This window comes from Amycolatopsis dongchuanensis, from assembly GCF_039542405.1.
In the GTDB taxonomy this organism is placed as follows: domain Bacteria; phylum Actinomycetota; class Actinomycetes; order Mycobacteriales; family Pseudonocardiaceae; genus Amycolatopsis_E; species Amycolatopsis_E sacchari.
This window is the reverse complement of the sequence record NZ_BAABIB010000119.1, coordinates 17,140-32,022: the sequence shown is the minus strand read 5'-3', so window position 1 is coordinate 32,022 and position 14,883 is coordinate 17,140. Positions and strand designations below refer to the sequence as shown.

Here is a 14,883-nt window from a genome sequence, read left to right as displayed (position 1 = left end):
ATGTCAGTTCACCTTCTCCTCGGGGGTGACGATCTCCAGTTCCGGGATCGGGAAGACCAGCCTGCCGCCCCACTCCGCGACGTACCGCAGCTGCTCGGTCAGCTCGGCCCGCAGGTTCCACGGCAGCACGAGCACGTAGTCGGGGCGGTCCCGCGCGATCCGCTCCGGCTCGGAGATCGGGATGCGGGTGCCGGGCGTGTAGCGCCCGTGCTTGTAGGGGTTGCGGTCCACTGTGTACGGCAGCAGGTCGGGCCGGATGCCGCAGTGGTTGAGCAGGGTGTTGCCCTTGCCGGGCGCGCCGTAGCCCACGACGCGCTGCCCGCGCCGCTTCGCCTGGATCAGGAACTCCAGCAGCGCGAGGCGGACCTGTTCGACCCGGCCGGCGAAGTCCCGGTAGCCCCGCAGCTCGTGCAGCCCGGCGGCCTCCTCCTCGGCCAGCACGGCGCGCATGCGCTCGCTCGGCTCGCCCGCGACGGCTTCGGGGCGGGCCCACAGCCGGATCGACCCGCCGTGCGTGGGCAGCTTCTCGACGTCGACGACCGCCAGGCCGGCGGTCGCGAGCGCCCGCTGCGCGGTGGCGACCGTGTAGTACTGGAAGTGCTCGTGGTAGATCGTGTCGTACTGGGTCAGCTCGATGAGGCTGAGCAGGTGCTGCACCTCGATCGACAGCCAGCCGTCGTCGGCGACGAGCGCGCGCAGGCCCCGCGTGAAGCCGAGCACGTCGGGGATGTGCGCGTAGACGTTGTTGGCCACCACCAGGTCCGCGGGCCCGTGCTCACGCCGGACCGCCGCGCCGGTCTCCGCGTCGAGGAACGCGGTGAGCGTCGGCACGCCCTTCTCCCGCGCCGCGGCGCCGACGTTGACGGACGGCTCGATGCCCAGGCACCGCAGGCCGCGGTCGACGACGTTGCGCAGCAGGTAGCCGTCGTTGCTGGCGACCTCCACCACGAACGACGAGTCCGTGAGCCCCAGCCGGTCGACCGCCGTGCCGACGAACGCCTCGGCGTGCTTGAGCCACGAGTGGGAAAAGGACGAGAAATAGGCGTATTCGGTGAATGTTTCCGCAGGGTCGATCAACGGCGGCAGCTGCACGAGGAAACAATTCGGGCAAACCCGCAAATGCAGCGGGTGCGTCAATTCGGGGGCGTCCAGCTGCGCCCCGGTGAGGAACGACTCACACGGCGGGCTGGCACCCAGGTCGACCACGCTCTCCAGATCCCGTGCCCCGCACAGGCGGCACGACGGCCCCTCGCCCCTCAGCATGGTCGCTGCGCACTCCTCGTCGCTCTCCCCCAGGCTGCGCCCGGACTTTTGTCAACATGACTATAGGTATGTCTGCCGGCAGCGTTACAGGCAACCGGGTGAAGACAGACGGCCAATTGGCTGAAAGTTGAAGCTCTGCGTAACCAGCACAGGACCACTCGTCACCCGAACGGCCCCACGTCAGGCCAGGAGCCATTCCGTGTCCTGGGCCTTCAGCTCGGGGAAGGACTCTCTCACCTCGCTCAACAGGTCCGGCACGAACAACACCACGACGTCGGGAAGATCACCCCTCAGGGTGGCCGGCCCGGTGATCGGAATTCTGCACCCCGGCATTCTGCGCCCGTGCTTGCCGGTAGAAATGTCCACAATGGCCGGGAGGAGCTCATGATCGATTCCGGCCCGGTTCAGCAGCGCGATCGCCCGCGAGGCGGCACCGTAGCCGAGCACGCGTTTTCCGCCGCGCGCCCGCTCCGCCAGCTCCCGCCGCAGCCGCGCGGCACCGTCGGCCGCCGCCCGGCCCAGGCCGGCGACGGTGGCGGCGTCGGTCACCCCCGCGGCCAGCTCGGCCCGTTCGCGGCGTTGGGTCTCCGGGTCCGGCCGGGCGCCGGGCCGCAGCTCCAGCAGCACGGTCCCGCCGTAGAGCGGGAACGACCAGCTGCGGCAGGGCGCCAGCCCCGCCGTCCGCGCGAGCGCGGTCATCGCGGGCAGCGAGTAGTACGCGAAATGCCCGTGCCGCAAGGCGTTCCACTGCCCCTGCGCGAGGATCGAGGCGAGCGAGTGGAACTGCGCGACGAGCGCCCCGCCCGGCGCCAGCCGCTCCGCGCGCTCCGCCATCGCCTTGTCCTGCACGGGTTCGTGCATCAGCCCGAAGCAGTCGACGACCAGATCCGCCCGCTCCCCCGGCGCCGCCTCGCGCATGCCGGCCGCGCGCAGCAGGGGGAGCCACGAACCGCCGTGCGGGCTGCCGTGCTCGGCGACGGTGGCGCCGGGCCGCACCAGCCCGGCCTCGGTGAGCACGCGGACGGCGTCGGCGGCCTGCTCGGTCAACGCCCTCGGCTCCACCCCGGCGGGTTCCTCCGCGGTACCCGGGTCCTCGACGAGCTGCGCGAGCGAACACCGCCCGCACAACCACATCCGCAGCGGGAACACCGGATCGGGGCCGGGATCAGCGGCGGGCGGGAACAGGTCGCACGGTGGCTGCTCGCCGAGGTCGAGTACGACGTCGCCGACGACCGCGCCACAGGCCCGGCAAGATGGCACCAGCTTTCCCCTCACGAGAATTTCCGGAACGACGGACAGGAGCAACTCAGCCGTGCAGGTGAGCGAGACCGAGATCGCGGGAGTCTACTTGTTGCGCCCGCGACCCCACCACGACGAGCGGGGATTCTTCACCAGGACCTTCGACGCCGCGATCGCCAGGGAACACGGGATCGAACTGGGCGAGCGTGCACAGGACTCGCAGTCCCGCTCGCGGCGCGGGGTCGTCCGCGGCCTGCACGGGCGCTCGGGGCGCGGCGAGGCGAAGCTCGTGCGGTGCGCCCACGGGGCGGTGCTCGACACGGTCGTCGACATCCGCCCGGACTCCCCGACCTTCGGGCGGCGCCTCGAATTCCGGCTCGACGACACGGAGTTCGCGCACCTCTACGTCCCGCCGGGCATGCTGCACGGCTTCCAGGCGCTCACCGAGACCGCCGACGTGTGCTACCGGATCGACCGGCCGCACGACCCGTCGGAGGACATCGCGGTGCGTTACGACGACCCGGACCTGGCGATCGCGTGGCCGCTGCCGGTGACCGTCGTCAGCGAGCGCGACGCGCGGGCGCCGTCGTGGCGCGACCTGCTGGTCAGCCTCGGCCGAGCGTGAGCGCGAGCTTTTCCACGTGGAAGCCCTCGGCGTAGCGGGTGTGCTGCTGCACCCCGCGAAGCCGGGCCAGGCCGAGGAAGGCGTCCTCGTCGTACCAGTCCTTGCCGTGCTGCGACGGGTAGTGCTTGGCCAGCAGGTCGGCCTTGCGGCGCGCGATCTCCCCGGTCAGCGGCTGGAAGACCGCGGGCTGCCCGAGATCCCCGTCCCACTTGAGGATCTCGTAGCCGAGCACGAGCTGGTCGCGGAACACCTGCGGGACCAGCTCGGCGACCAGGCGGTGGTCCTGGTGCCGGTCGCCGCGGTGCGGCGCGAACACGAGGTCCGGGGTGACCCGTTCCCGCAGCCCTGCCACCGCCTGCTTGACCTCCAGCCAGTGCGCCGGCATCCGCCCGTCGGGGAAGGACAGCACGGTCAGCTCCACGCGGGCCGGGGCGCAGAAGTCGGCCAGCGCGGCGCGTTCCTCGTCCTCCCGCACGGTGCCCCCGCCGCTGAGCACGAGCGCGTGCACGGTCAGCTCCGGCCGCCCCTCGCACAACGTCAGCAGGCTGCCCCCGGCGCCGATCGCCAGGTCGTCGCAGTGCGCGCCGAGAAGCGCGACGTGCCGGATTTCGGGAGCGGTGAGCGAAAGCACCAGCTGAGATTAGGCAAGCCACGCGGAGCGTGTCCGTTGAGGGTGGTGGTGGGGAAGCGGCTGGCCCTAGTAGGCGCCCCGCCCGCTCACGACGGCCCTCGCCGTCTTCCAGAGGATCACCATGTCCAGCGCCAGCGACCAGTCCTCGACGTACCGCAGGTCCAGCCGCACGCTCTCGTCCCAGCTCAGGTCGCTGCGCCCGCTGACCTGCCACAGCCCGGTGAGCCCCGGCTTGACCAGCAGGCGGCGGCGCGCGGCGCGTTCGTAGCTCACGGTCTCCTCGGGCAGCGGCGGCCGCGGCCCGACGAGCGACATCGAGCCGCCGAGGACGTTGAACAGCTGCGGCAGCTCGTCGAGCGAGTACCGGCGCAGCACCGCTCCCACCCGCGTCACCCGGGGGTCGCGGCGGAGCTTGAACAGCGGGCCCGCACCCTCGTTCGCGGTCAGCAGCTCGTCGCGGATCCGGTCCGCGCCGACGACCATGGTGCGAAACTTGATCATCATGAAGGTGCGCCCGTCCCGGCCGACGCGGCGCTGCCGGTAGAACACCGGGCCCCGGTCGTTGAGCTTGATCAGCACCGCGATCAGCAGCAGGACCGGCGAGATGAGCAGCAGCCCCGCGACGGCCGTGGCGCGGTCGAAGATCTCCTTCACCACGCGGCGGACGCCGGTGAAGGCGGGGGCGCTGACCCGCAGCAGCGGCATGCCCAGCACCCCGGACACGTTGAGCCGCGGCCCCGCGACCTCCATCAGCACCGGCGCGACGACGAGTTCGGCCCCCGTGCCTTCGAGGTCCCACGCGAGCCGCTGCAGCCGCTTCGGCGTCCAGTACGGGTCGGAGGTCACGGCGACCACGCGGTAGCCCCCGCGGCACACCTGTTCGGCGACCTCGTCCAGCCGCCCCGCGACCGCCACCCCGCCGACCTCACCCGTGCCGCTGTCGGTGCACACCGCCTCGACGCGCCAGCCGACGTGCGCGCCGGCGCGGGTGCGCTCGATCAGGTCCCGCACGCTGCCGGGGGCACCGGCCGCGAGCACCGGCAGCATGCACGTGCCGTGGACGTGGCGGGCGTGGTGCAGCACCTGGCGCAGGGTGTACCGCTGGACCATCGTCACGAGCCCGACCAGCGGCACGACCGCGAACACCCACGGCTGCACGTCGAGCGCGCCGAACAGCAGCCCGGCGAGCGCCACGACGACGCCCGCCATGAGCAGGGCGCGGCCGAGCCTGCGGAACTCCTCGGCCCCCTCGCCGAGCACGTGCCTGCTCCACGCGCGGTTGAACGGCAGCGCGCACAGGACCGCGGCCGTGGTGCCCGACGCGTGCAGCAGGTACGGCCGCCCGGTGAGCTCGACCAGCACCAGCACGGCGGAGGCGATCACCACCAGCGTCGCGACGACGTCCCCGCCGATCACGAAGGCGGAGTACCGGCGCTCCCAGGACGTGCCGGCCGCGCGCGGCCGTGCGTCCTCCGCCGTCCCGGCGGCGGACGCGGGTGGCAACCGCAGCCGGGCCACCCCTCGGGTACCCGGAACCCGCTTGCCCACCGGCTCTTCCATCCGACCTCCCGCCATCCGGCAGCGGGGACCGCACCGCGTCCCGCTCGTCCCCGAATTAGTCACGCTCAGTAACCAGATTGCCTGTGACGTTCCGCTTCCCGGCGTTCCATCAGCCCGGGAGTCGGCGGTGATCGGGCACGCGTTACAGCGTCAACCCCAGCAAGATCCGGCTTCTCACCCAACGGTCGCCCCCGCACCCCGCCGTTCGGCGCAGCCGTTACCCACCGGCGAACAATCACGCAAGGTAGCCGGTAAATCCACCACGATCGAGTGAGTGCCGGTAGCTGAAACCACCGTTTCGATTTAACCCGAATGGAGCATTGTGCCGCGCACGCGCGGCAACGACGATGGAACCCGTCAGCGAGAGCTGGTCGTGAATAGGAAAACCGCCGGGTGCGTGCGCTTCTTCAGCCATTGACCAGCGCAGCCGGCCGGAACCCCGGCGCGAGTATCCGCCCTCCCCGAGCGCCGGGGTTCCTCCCTGTTCAGGGGGTGTTCAGGCAGCGCCGTTGCTGCGGGCGCGGGGTCGCGAGATGATCCGCGTCGCGACGTCCTGCAAAGCCTTGGCGGCCCGGCCGACGTCCTTCGCGGGGAAGCGCGCGGCGGGAGCGCTCAGGCTGATCGCGGCGGGCACGCTGGTGCCCAGCAGCGGCACGGCCACGCAGCGGCCGTCGGCCTCGTTCTCCAGGTTGTCCACCGCGTAGCCGAGGCTACGGACGGTTTCCAGCTCGGTGAGGTAGTCCTCCACCGAGGTGATGGTGTTGGCCGAGCGGCGGGGCATGCCCGAGCGGGCGAGGATGTCCCGCACCCGCTCCTCGGACAGGTGGGCGGCGATCGCCTTGCCCAGTGCCGTGGCGTGCAACGGGTCCCGGTCGCCCCGGGACGCGGCGAGCCGCACGCCGCGGCGGCTTTCGATGATGTCGACGTAGATGATGCGGTCGCTGTCGAGCACACCCAGGTTCGCGGTCTCGCCGAACTCGTCACGCAGCTTCTCCAGCCACGGGCGCGCGACCTCGCGCAGCAGTTCGAGGTGGCGGGACTGCATCCCGAGGAAGCCCAGGCCCAGCCGGCACAGGCCGGTCTCCTCGTCCCGTTCGACGTAGCGGTGGGCCTCCAGCGTCCACAGGTAGCGGTAGGCCGAGGACTTGGGCATCCCGGTGGCTTCGACGACCGTGTTCAGGCTGATACCGTCGACGGACTGCTGCAGCAGGTCGAGGATCGCGCAGACGCGGTCCACGGCACGCAGCGAGTAGTCGCGATCTTCGGCGAGGGGCCCGTCGCCGGCGCCTTCTTCGGGATCGAGGTTGGGGTCGGCCGACAAGACTCACACACCTCGTTTCAGTGGGCAGAGTAAGCGTTTCGAATAGTAGCGCCCTGGGGCATACCGGAAAAGGGCCGCCGAACAGGCCGCTCCGCCACGGCCGCCTCACCCGACCGTGTGAGGAACTTCGAAGGGGGAAACAAAACGACGAAACCCCGGGTTGGAACCCGATGTCACTCGGACTCCGAACCCGGGGTTCGGGGGGTGGGCGATACTGGGATCGAACCAGTGACCTCTTCGGTGTGAACTATGTACGCGCTACCGCGCTGACCTGCGGAAATCTGACTCCTGCAGGTCAGCGCGGTTGGTTCAGGTCGGTTGAGGACCGTTCCGGTCCGCTCGGCACGCAAGGCTGCTCCCAAGGTGCTCCCCCACCGTGCTCCCCACGGCGCATTGCGCGAACGAATCCGCGGTTCGAGAACGGCTGGACAGCCTAACCGGCCCGCTTCACTCACTATGCCAACTGGGTGGTTGATCACTGTTCTGGCTCCGCGGCGCCGCTGATCGTCCATGCTTGAACCTCATGGGCGATTCGCAGGTCCAGGTAGTGCCACTTGCGCCCGAGGATCGAGACGGCTATCAGGCCGTCATCGATCTCGGCAACCGGTTCATCGGCCGGCTGGGGCAGTTGCCCTACGCCGCGTTCGAAGAGGCCGCGGAGCAATCGCGGTTGCTCATTGCACGCGACGAGCGGGCCGGTGCGTTGATCGGATATGCCCTGTACCGCCTCCCCCGCAACGAGGTCTCCTTGACCCACCTGTGCGTCGAGCCGGACGCACGTGGCACCGGCGTCGCTCGTGCTCTCGTCGACGAGATCACGCGCCGCCACCAGGATCGGCTGGGCGTTCGCGCCAAGTGCCGTGACGACTACGGGCTCGAGCAGACGTGGTCCAGCCTGGGCTTCAAAGCCCGGGCACGAACCACAGGCCGGGGGCGCGACCGAGCCCCCATGACCGTGTGGTGGAAGGACCACGGTCATCCGGACCTCTTCACCGAGTTCGAGCAGCCGGTCGAGCTACGGGCGGCGGTTGACCTCAACATCGTCCGCGATCTGGCCGCCCCTGCGGCACGACGGCACCGCTCGGACTTCCTCATCGCCGACCATCTCGCGGGACGGCTTCAGCTGGTGATCACCTCGGGTATGCACGCCGAGCTCGATCGCACCAGCCGCGACGGCCGGCAACCCCTGGTACAAGCGATCGACACCTACCCAACGATCCATGCCGACCGCGCCGCAGCAGAATCGCTGCACGATCAGCTGCTGGAAGTCATTCGCGCGGATGAGCCCGGATACCCGGCAACCGAGCAGGACCGCAGCGACTTGTTGCAGGTGTCGCATGCGGCGGCTGCCGGCCTCAGCGTGTTCCTCACGTGGGACGAGGGCCTGATCAAGCTCCTCGCCCCTGCCATCCGGAACCTCACCGGCATGAAGATCATGACCCCGACCTACGTGGTCCTCCACCTGGACGAACTCGCCAACGCCGAAGCGTTTCGCCAGGTAGCCTTGTCCGGTAGCAGCTTCAGCCACGCCCGAGCTGGGGCCGGACTCAGACGCGAACTCGCGGCCTTCCTCGCGAAAACCGGCGGCGAACGCAAGCGCGACCTGCAAGAACGTGTTGAGCAACTGATCCAAGGCGGACAAGGACCGTGGCTGGTTCACGGCGACGACGGTCGCGCGATCGCCCTGTACTGCGGCTACCTCGAAGGCAAGCGCTGGTCCGTGCCCCTCCTGCGGGTAGCCGACCACCCTATGGGCGACACGCTCGCCAGGCACCTCCTCTGGCTGTTCAAGCAACAAGCACGGGAGGCGGGGGCCAACCTCGTCGAGATCGCCGACCCCCACCTGGCACTGCGGGTCGAGCAAGCGGCCGACTTCGAGTTGATGACCCACGTGGACGGCCGTTGGTACGCACCCGTCGTCGACGTCTGCGGCACTGCACGCGAGGTGGTGAGCGCGGCCAACGGCGCCCTCCGGGCCGCCGGTCTCGGTGCCGCGCCACTCCTGAACCCTGCCCTGACCGCTCACGCGGCGGCGAGGCTCGAGCACGCCTGGTGGCCAGCCAAACTGCTGGACAGCGAGCTGCCCTGCTTCGTCGTTCCGATCAGAAGCGGGTACGCGCACGAGCTGTTCGGGTACCCCGACGGCATCGTGCCCCGCGACCCACAACTGTCCCTGGGACGGGAACACGTCTATTACCACAGCGTCGGCAACAGCCCCCTCGCCGAGCCCGGACGCGTCCTCTGGCTCTCGACAGGCAAGGGCACCGGCAGCGGGCACTTCTTCGCCGCCTCACAGCTCGATGGGCTGATGATCGACAGCCCGGAGAATCTGCATGCGGCGCTGTCCTACTACGGCGTGTTCGACCTGGCCGCGGTCACCCGCGCAGCACGAGGTCGCCAGCAAGCCGAAGCCCTCCGCATCTCCAACACGGAGATCTTCCGGGCACCCGTATCACTGCGCCGTTACCACCGCTACCGCGAGCAAGTGGGCGAAGGGCCCACGGCGTTCATGAGCACCCGGCGCATCCCGGCCAAGCTCTTCGGCAAGATCTACCGGGAGGGAACCGGCACGCAGTAGCAGCCGCGGCCCCGTGACAATGTCGATCAATCGAACTAGTGTTCCCCTCATGTCCGGTCGCACCAGGGGTCAGCTACCGCTTCCCCTCCCGGTAAGGTCACCGGCTGTGACGAAGCAGGCCTCAGAGCGCACCGACGAACGACCACTGCTCATGTCGCTCCGCCCACGCTTCGCCCAGGCCATCCTCGACGGCAGCAAGACCGTGGAACTCCGCCGAACCCGGGTCTCGGCCCAACCCGGTACCACCATCATCATCTACGCCAGCGCCCCGATCATGTCGGTCGTCGGCGTCGCCCGGCTCACCTCGGTACACACCGACACCCCCACCCGACTGTGGCGGCGCCATCGGAAGAACCTCGCACTGTCACGCGCCGAGTTCGACAACTACCTCGCCGGCGTCGAAGCCGGCACTTGCCTGACCCTCGACTCACCACAGCGCCTCCACACGCCATACGAACTCGCCTGGCTCCGCGACTACGCTGCATTTCGGCCGCCGCAGAGCTACCGCTACCTCGCCGAGCACGACCCCGAACCACTTCACACCCTCGTCGCCACGGGCGCGTGAATCGCCAGATCGCCACCGCGCGGAGTGTCGCGTTCGAACGCCCGACGTCGGTCCAGCTGCGCAGCTCTATCTGGAACACGAACCGCGAACCCGCGTAACGGGCTCGGTGCATTCGATCGGGCTACCATGCTCAGTGGTGCTCATGCGCCGTCCACGAAGAGGGCTGCCGGGGTCGAGGACTCCCAGGAATTCGTCGGGGTGACCTCACCTCTCACCCGCCGTTGGCGGTAGCCAGCGAGTACCAACCGCTGATCAACCTTACTGGCGCTGATCGAAGGCCGCGTCGAAGCGCGCGGACGGGGGCTGCCACAACAGTGAGCGCACGAAGCCGACCGCTTCGGCGGCGCCCTGGAGGCGGTCCATGCCGGCGTCTTCCCATTCGACGGAGATCGGGCCGGTGTATCCGATGGCGCGCAGGGTCCGGAACGCGTCCTCCCAGGGGACGTCGCCGTGGCCGGTGGAGACGAAGTCCCACCCGCGGCGCGGGTCGCCCCAGGGCAGGTGTGAACCGAGGACACCGGCGCGGCCGTGGGGTGGGCGGAGACGGGTGTCCTTGCAGTCGACGTGGTAAATGCGGTCGCGGAAGTCCCAGATGAAGCCGACCGGGTCGATGTTCTGCCACATCATGTGCGAGGGGTCCCAGTTGAACCCGAAGGCGGCGCGGTGGTCGATGGCGTCGAGGGTGCGCACACTGGACCAGTAGTCGTAGGCGATTTCGCTGGGGTGGACTTCGTGGGCGAAGCGGACGCCCTCGCTGTCGAACACGTCGAGGATGGGGTTCCAGCGTCGAGCGAAGTCCTCGTAGCCGGCGTCGATGACGGACTCCGGGACGGGCGGGAACATCGCGACGTAGGGCCAGATCTTCGAGCCGGTGAATCCGACGACGGTGTCGACGCCGAGTTTGCGGGCTACCTGTGCGGTCAGCCGCATCTCCTCCGCGGCCCGCCGCCGGACGCCTTCGGCGTTCCCGTCCCCCCACACGCGCGGCCGGACGATGGCTTCGTGCCGGAAGTCGATGGGGTCGTCGCAGACGGCCTGTCCGGTGAGGTGGTTGGAGATGGCGAACAGTTTCAGCCCGTGCTGGTCGAGGATGCGGCGCCGGCTGTCCAGGTAGTCCGTGTCCTCGGCGGCGCGCCAGACGTCGAGGTGGTCGCCGGAGCAGGCGAGTTCGAGACCGTCGTAGCCCCATCCTGCGGCGAGCTTCGCCACCTCCTCCAGCGGCAGGTCAGCCCATTGCCCCGTGAACAGCGTGACCGGCTGGTTCATGATTCCTCCCGCACCGGGGTCCACTGCCCGGTTCGTGCCGATTCGACGACGGCGTCGACGATGTGTGCCGAGCGGTTGCCGTCGGCGAAGGTGGGCAGGCCGTCGCGCTTCTCACCGCGGATGGTGGCGTAGGTGTCGGCGACGAAGTTGTCGAAGCACTGCGCGTAGCCCTGCGGGTGGCCGGGTGGCAACGTCGACAGCCTGCGGTGCTCGGCCGAGGCGGAATCGGCGCCCCGCGCGAGGACTTCCGCCGAGGCTTCCGAGCCGAGCCAGACGGTCTCCGGGTTCTCCTGGTCGAAGACCGCCGATCGGTGCTGCCCGTCGAACTCGAACCACAGCCGGTTCTTCCGGCCCGCGGACACCTGCGAGACCGTCACGGAGCCGAGGACACCCGAGTGGGTGGTGAACAGCACGGTCGCCGCGTCCTCGGTGTCCACTGCGCGCACCGAGCCCCGGATCGGGCGTTCGGGCACCGTGGTGGTCATGGCCGCGAGGACGGTCGCGATGCGTTCGCCGGTCACGAACTCCATCAGGTCGCACCAATGCGAGCCGATGTCGGCGAAGGCGCGGGACGGTCCGCCGGCCGCGGAGTCGACGCGCCAGCTGGTGGCCTCAGGGGACAGCAGCCAGTCCTGCAGGTAGCTGCCGTGCAGCAGCTGCCAGCGCCCGAACTCGCCCGCGACGACCCGCGCCCGGATCTCCCGCACCAGGGGGTGGAACCGGTACACGAAGGGCACCGTCGCGACCTTGCCGCGTTCCTCGGCCAACCGGGCGAGGCGCTCGGTGAGCGACCTGCCGACGGCGAGCGGCTTCTCGCAGATGACGTGCGCGCCGGCGTCGAGGGCCGCTTCGACGTGCTCGGCGTGCAGGCTGTTGGGGCTGCACACGTGCACGACATCGGGTGCCAGCCGGGCCAGCTGGTCGAGGGAACGGACCGGTTCGGTCCCCCACCGCAGCGCGACCTCCGCCGAACGCCGTGGTGTGGAGGCCATCGCGCCGATGATCCGCGCGCCCGCCAGGACGGCCGCCCGGCGGTGGACCTCCCCGATCATTCCGGTTCCCAGGATGACCACGTTCATCCGCTCACCTCCGCGAAGACGACGAACGACGGCTCGGCGACGGCCACCGTCGTGAGTGGACAGACTTGGCCGTCGTCGGCGTCGACGGCGAAGGAGCGGACGAGTCCCGCGGGACGGTCGGCCAGCAGCAGGAAACTTCCGGTGGGGTCGAAGGCGAAGCTGCGCGCCGCGAGACCGGGGTGGACCGAGCGTGCCAGTGGCACGTGCCCGAGCCGGAGCAGTCGTCCCTCGTGGTCGGCGCGGAACCAGGCCAGTGAATCCTCGCCGCGGTTGTTGACGTAGACATAGCCCCCGCTGGGGTGGACACGGACCTCAGCCGGTTCGTTGCGGCCCTGGTAGCCGGACGCCACAGTGGACACCCGGTCCAGCAATCGCAGCGCTCCCGACGTCGCGTCGAAGTCGAACGACGCCAGTTCGGAGGAGAACTCGCAGGTGACGAACACCCGGCCGGTGCCCGGCTCGAAGGCCAGGTGTCGCGGCCCGGTCTCCTCCTCGAAGGCGTAGGCGGACTCCAGCTCCAGAGTGTCGCCGAGGGCGAAGACCAGGATCCGGTCTGTGCCCTTGTCGCAGACGAGCACGTGGCGGCCGGAGGGGTCGATGACGGCGCAGTGCGCGTGCGGGCTGGCCTGCCCGTGCCCGCCCGCCTGGGGTGAACTGTTGGGGTCCTTGCCGTGCCCGGTCAGGACGTGCAGGTCCCGGATCTCGCCGAGGCGCCCGTCGTCCTCCAGGCCGTAGAGGATGACGGTGGAGTCGTCGTAGAGGTACTCGACGGTCCACCCGCCGTCGGGGGTGCGCACCACGTGTTCGACGTGGTCGAAGTCGCCGTGGTTGGCGGTGACCAGGACCCGCCCGTCCGTGCACAGGAAGGTGGGCCGGGGTCCGGGCGCGAGCCGGGAGTTCAGCCAGGTCAGGCTGCCGTCGCGCGGGTCGACGGAGAACGCGTGCACGCTCGCCGCCGGTTCGACCGGTCCCCGGCCGTCGGTTTTGCGTTCGTCGACCGCGTACAGGGTGCCGTCGAGGTAGGCGAGGTAACCGGCTTCCCTGGGCTCGGGCACCTGGCTCACCGGGGTCAGGGACCGGCCGTCGCGGCTCACGTCGAGCACGGTGATGCCGCCGCCGTCGCCGGACGCGTCGCGGTAGGAACCGATGTAGGCCACCAGTTTCATGCCGCCAGCAACCTTCCCAGCATTTCCTGGTGCCGCCGGACCTGGTCCACCTCGTCGGCGAGGTCCTCGCGGCCGCTGTCCTGGAAGTAGCGCTGCCCCTCGTACTCGGAGTTGATGTAGCCGTCGAACCCGCCGGCCTTGAGCGCGCCGATCGCCGCCTCGTAGTCGATGGACAGTTCCTGGAACCGGCCGGGCTCCCCGGGGACGGGCGACATGTTGTTGAACTTGCCGTGCACGTGGGTGACGTGCGGAGCGAGTTCACGCAGGGTGTCGGCCTTGGTATCGGAGAGCATGATGGCTTCGGCGACCACGACGTAGTCGATCTCCTGCGGGTTCTCGACGCGCTCGTCGGTGTACTTGCGCAGGCCGTGGAAGGTGTCGGTGAACGCGGGGTCGCACTCGCCGGTGGTGAGGAACCGGCGGAAGTCGCTGCGCAGGTTGCCCGCGGTGCTGTAGGACAGGTCGACGAATCCGAACGGCGCCTCGTGCCGGTGCAGTTGTTCGGCCAGTTCGACCGACGCGTCGCGGGCGGATTCCTGGGCCCCGCGGCGCCCGAACCAGGCCAGCTGCACCTCGGACGGGCGGAACTGGAAGATGCCGAGGTCGGGCACGATGCCGAGGTGCCGCGTGCCGGTGCGCTCGATGACGTCGAGGATTTCGCCGACCTGCTTGCCCTCCAGGGGCATGGGCTGGTGGATCTCCTTGCCGAGGCGGATGTTCAGCTCCTCGGCCAGCGGGAGCGCGGCGGTGAGCACGTCGATCGGCACGACCGACAGGACGCGCACGCAGCCGAACCCGAGGCGTTGGGCGAGGTGGAGGTCGTGGCGGAGCCGGTCGGCGCACTCCTCGATGGTCATCACGTGGTCGCGGAACTGCAGCACGTCCATACCGACGTCCATCGCGACCGGCCGCGTGCCGTAAGCCTGCATCCACTCGAACCACTGGCGCACGAACTCCTCGCCCGGGTCGGGGTAGCGCAGGGACATCTCGTCGACGATCTCGATGCCGTCGGCGCCGTCGAGGTTCTGCCCGACCTCCCGGATCTCGGCGTGCAGGTCGAGGTCCTTGAAGAACTGGGCCTGCTGGTAGCTGTAGAGCGACACCCCGCGCTGGATGGTCATCAGTGCTCCTCCTCGGTCAGCGTCAGGGTGTAGGTCATGATCTGCGGCGCCTTGTCCGAGCCGGCCCCGGATCCGGGTTTGGGCGGGTTCTTCACCCATTCCTCGTCGGTGGGTTGGTACCCGTAGGCGGCGAGAACAGACTGCTGGAACCGGATCGTGTGCTTCCCCGGTGCCAGGCCACCGGGTGCGGCGACGTGCAGGATCCCCTCGTCGTCGTAGTCCCAGTGCTCCCACACCGCGGTGCGGATTTCGTCGAAGCCGCGCGGGGGTTTGCCGTTGATTTCGAAGGTCTGGGCGCTCACCGGGTAATCGACGCCGTCGACCTCGAGGTAGTAGCCGTTGTGCAGGGACAGGTACACGCCGCGGTAGTTGGCGTTGCGGGCGGCCAGGGAAAAGCCGACAACCTCGCCGTCGCGGCGGTCGTTGCGCAGGCTGTCCTCGCGGATGAGGAAGTTCTCGAACATCGGGT

At 69.7% G+C, this 14,883-nt stretch carries 14 protein-coding genes; 3 read left to right on the top strand and 11 right to left on the bottom strand.

From position 1 onward, the window contains the following. Positions 1–3 precede the first annotated feature (3 nt). Together ABFX51_RS30375 and ABFX51_RS30370 are read right to left on the bottom strand one after the other, a co-directional pair. Positions 4–1,263 carry a class I SAM-dependent methyltransferase gene (locus tag ABFX51_RS30375; protein ID WP_346055704.1) on the bottom strand — a complete coding sequence of 420 codons (1,260 nt, stop codon included), beginning with the start codon at positions 1,261–1,263 and terminating at the stop codon, positions 4–6. Positions 1,264–1,443: 180 nt separating this feature from the next. After that, a complete protein-coding gene (locus ABFX51_RS30370; protein WP_346055703.1) occupies positions 1,444–2,538 on the bottom strand; it encodes a transferase in 1,095 nt (364 codons plus the stop codon). Positions 2,539–2,575: 37 nt separating this feature from the next. Between ABFX51_RS30370 and ABFX51_RS30365 the strand changes: the two genes are divergently transcribed. Beyond that, positions 2,576–3,127 carry a dTDP-4-dehydrorhamnose 3,5-epimerase family protein gene (locus tag ABFX51_RS30365; protein ID WP_091514219.1) on the top strand — a complete coding sequence of 184 codons (552 nt, stop codon included), beginning with the start codon at positions 2,576–2,578 and terminating at the stop codon, positions 3,125–3,127. On the opposite strand, the gene ABFX51_RS30360 is transcribed toward ABFX51_RS30365, so the two are convergent. From ABFX51_RS30360 to ABFX51_RS30345, 4 genes are all read right to left on the bottom strand, one after another. Then, a complete protein-coding gene (locus tag ABFX51_RS30360) occupies positions 3,108–3,758 on the bottom strand; it encodes a PIG-L deacetylase family protein (RefSeq protein ID WP_177228925.1) in 651 nt (216 codons plus the stop codon). The genes ABFX51_RS30365 and ABFX51_RS30360 overlap by 20 nt on opposite strands. Positions 3,759–3,824: 66 nt before the next feature. Then, on the bottom strand, positions 3,825–5,318 hold the full coding sequence (locus ABFX51_RS30355) for a sugar transferase (RefSeq protein WP_346055702.1): 1,494 nt from the start codon (positions 5,316–5,318) through the stop codon (positions 3,825–3,827). A gap of 235 nt (positions 5,319–5,553) precedes the next feature. Further along, complete coding sequence (locus ABFX51_RS30350) at positions 5,554–5,733, bottom strand: hypothetical protein (RefSeq protein WP_346055701.1); 180 nt, start codon at positions 5,731–5,733, stop codon at positions 5,554–5,556. An 81-nt stretch (positions 5,734–5,814) separates the two neighbouring features. Beyond that, complete coding sequence (locus ABFX51_RS30345; protein WP_177228924.1) at positions 5,815–6,639, bottom strand: IclR family transcriptional regulator; 825 nt, start codon at positions 6,637–6,639, stop codon at positions 5,815–5,817. Positions 6,640–7,162: 523 nt separating this feature from the next. On the opposite strand from ABFX51_RS30345, the gene ABFX51_RS30340 reads away from it, so the two are divergent. Together ABFX51_RS30340 and ABFX51_RS30335 are read left to right on the top strand one after the other, a co-directional pair. Then, entirely contained in the window at positions 7,163–9,217 is a 2,055-nt protein-coding gene (locus tag ABFX51_RS30340; protein WP_091514212.1) for a GNAT family N-acetyltransferase, read from the top strand. Positions 9,218–9,323: 106 nt separating this feature from the next. After that, complete coding sequence (locus ABFX51_RS30335) at positions 9,324–9,782, top strand: ASCH domain-containing protein (protein WP_218153572.1); 459 nt, start codon at positions 9,324–9,326, stop codon at positions 9,780–9,782. Positions 9,783–10,040: 258 nt separating this feature from the next. On the opposite strand, the gene ABFX51_RS30330 is transcribed toward ABFX51_RS30335, so the two are convergent. From ABFX51_RS30330 to ABFX51_RS30310, 5 genes are read right to left on the bottom strand one after another with little or no spacing between them, the layout of a single operon-like run. Beyond that, positions 10,041–11,048 carry a sugar phosphate isomerase/epimerase family protein gene (locus ABFX51_RS30330; protein ID WP_091514208.1) on the bottom strand — a complete coding sequence of 336 codons (1,008 nt, stop codon included), beginning with the start codon at positions 11,046–11,048 and terminating at the stop codon, positions 10,041–10,043. Continuing rightward, positions 11,045–12,127 (bottom strand): Gfo/Idh/MocA family protein, encoded by a 1,083-nt coding sequence (locus tag ABFX51_RS30325; RefSeq protein ID WP_091514206.1) that lies wholly within the window; start codon positions 12,125–12,127, stop codon positions 11,045–11,047. Before ABFX51_RS30325 ends, ABFX51_RS30330 begins: the two co-directional genes overlap by 4 nt. Next, positions 12,124–13,293 (bottom strand): lactonase family protein, encoded by a 1,170-nt coding sequence (locus tag ABFX51_RS30320; protein WP_346055700.1) that lies wholly within the window; start codon positions 13,291–13,293, stop codon positions 12,124–12,126. Before ABFX51_RS30320 ends, ABFX51_RS30325 begins: the two co-directional genes overlap by 4 nt. Then, complete coding sequence (locus tag ABFX51_RS30315; protein WP_346055699.1) at positions 13,290–14,414, bottom strand: sugar phosphate isomerase/epimerase family protein; 1,125 nt, start codon at positions 14,412–14,414, stop codon at positions 13,290–13,292. Before ABFX51_RS30315 ends, ABFX51_RS30320 begins: the two co-directional genes overlap by 4 nt. Then, entirely contained in the window at positions 14,414–14,878 is a 465-nt protein-coding gene (locus tag ABFX51_RS30310) for a C-glycoside deglycosidase beta subunit domain-containing protein (protein WP_091514201.1), read from the bottom strand. The genes ABFX51_RS30315 and ABFX51_RS30310 overlap by 1 nt, the downstream gene beginning before the upstream one ends. Between the last annotated feature and the right edge of the window lie 5 nt (positions 14,879–14,883).

Coding starts and splice junctions, on each gene's coding strand:
- ABFX51_RS30350 (WP_346055701.1), bottom strand. CDS start 5,733: ATGGCTGAAGAAGCGCACGCACCCGGCGGTTTTCCTATTCACGACCAG.
- ABFX51_RS30330 (WP_091514208.1), bottom strand. CDS start 11,048: ATGAACCAGCCGGTCACGCTGTTCACGGGGCAATGGGCTGACCTGCCG.
- ABFX51_RS30325 (WP_091514206.1), bottom strand. CDS start 12,127: ATGAACGTGGTCATCCTGGGAACCGGAATGATCGGGGAGGTCCACCGC.
- ABFX51_RS30310 (WP_091514201.1), bottom strand. CDS start 14,878: ATGTTCGAGAACTTCCTCATCCGCGAGGACAGCCTGCGCAACGACCGC.
- ABFX51_RS30375 (WP_346055704.1), bottom strand. CDS start 1,263: ATGCTGAGGGGCGAGGGGCCGTCGTGCCGCCTGTGCGGGGCACGGGAT.
- ABFX51_RS30315 (WP_346055699.1), bottom strand. CDS start 14,414: ATGACCATCCAGCGCGGGGTGTCGCTCTACAGCTACCAGCAGGCCCAG.
- ABFX51_RS30340 (WP_091514212.1), top strand. CDS start 7,163: ATGGGCGATTCGCAGGTCCAGGTAGTGCCACTTGCGCCCGAGGATCGA.
- ABFX51_RS30320 (WP_346055700.1), bottom strand. CDS start 13,293: ATGAAACTGGTGGCCTACATCGGTTCCTACCGCGACGCGTCCGGCGAC.
- ABFX51_RS30355 (WP_346055702.1), bottom strand. CDS start 5,318: ATGGAAGAGCCGGTGGGCAAGCGGGTTCCGGGTACCCGAGGGGTGGCC.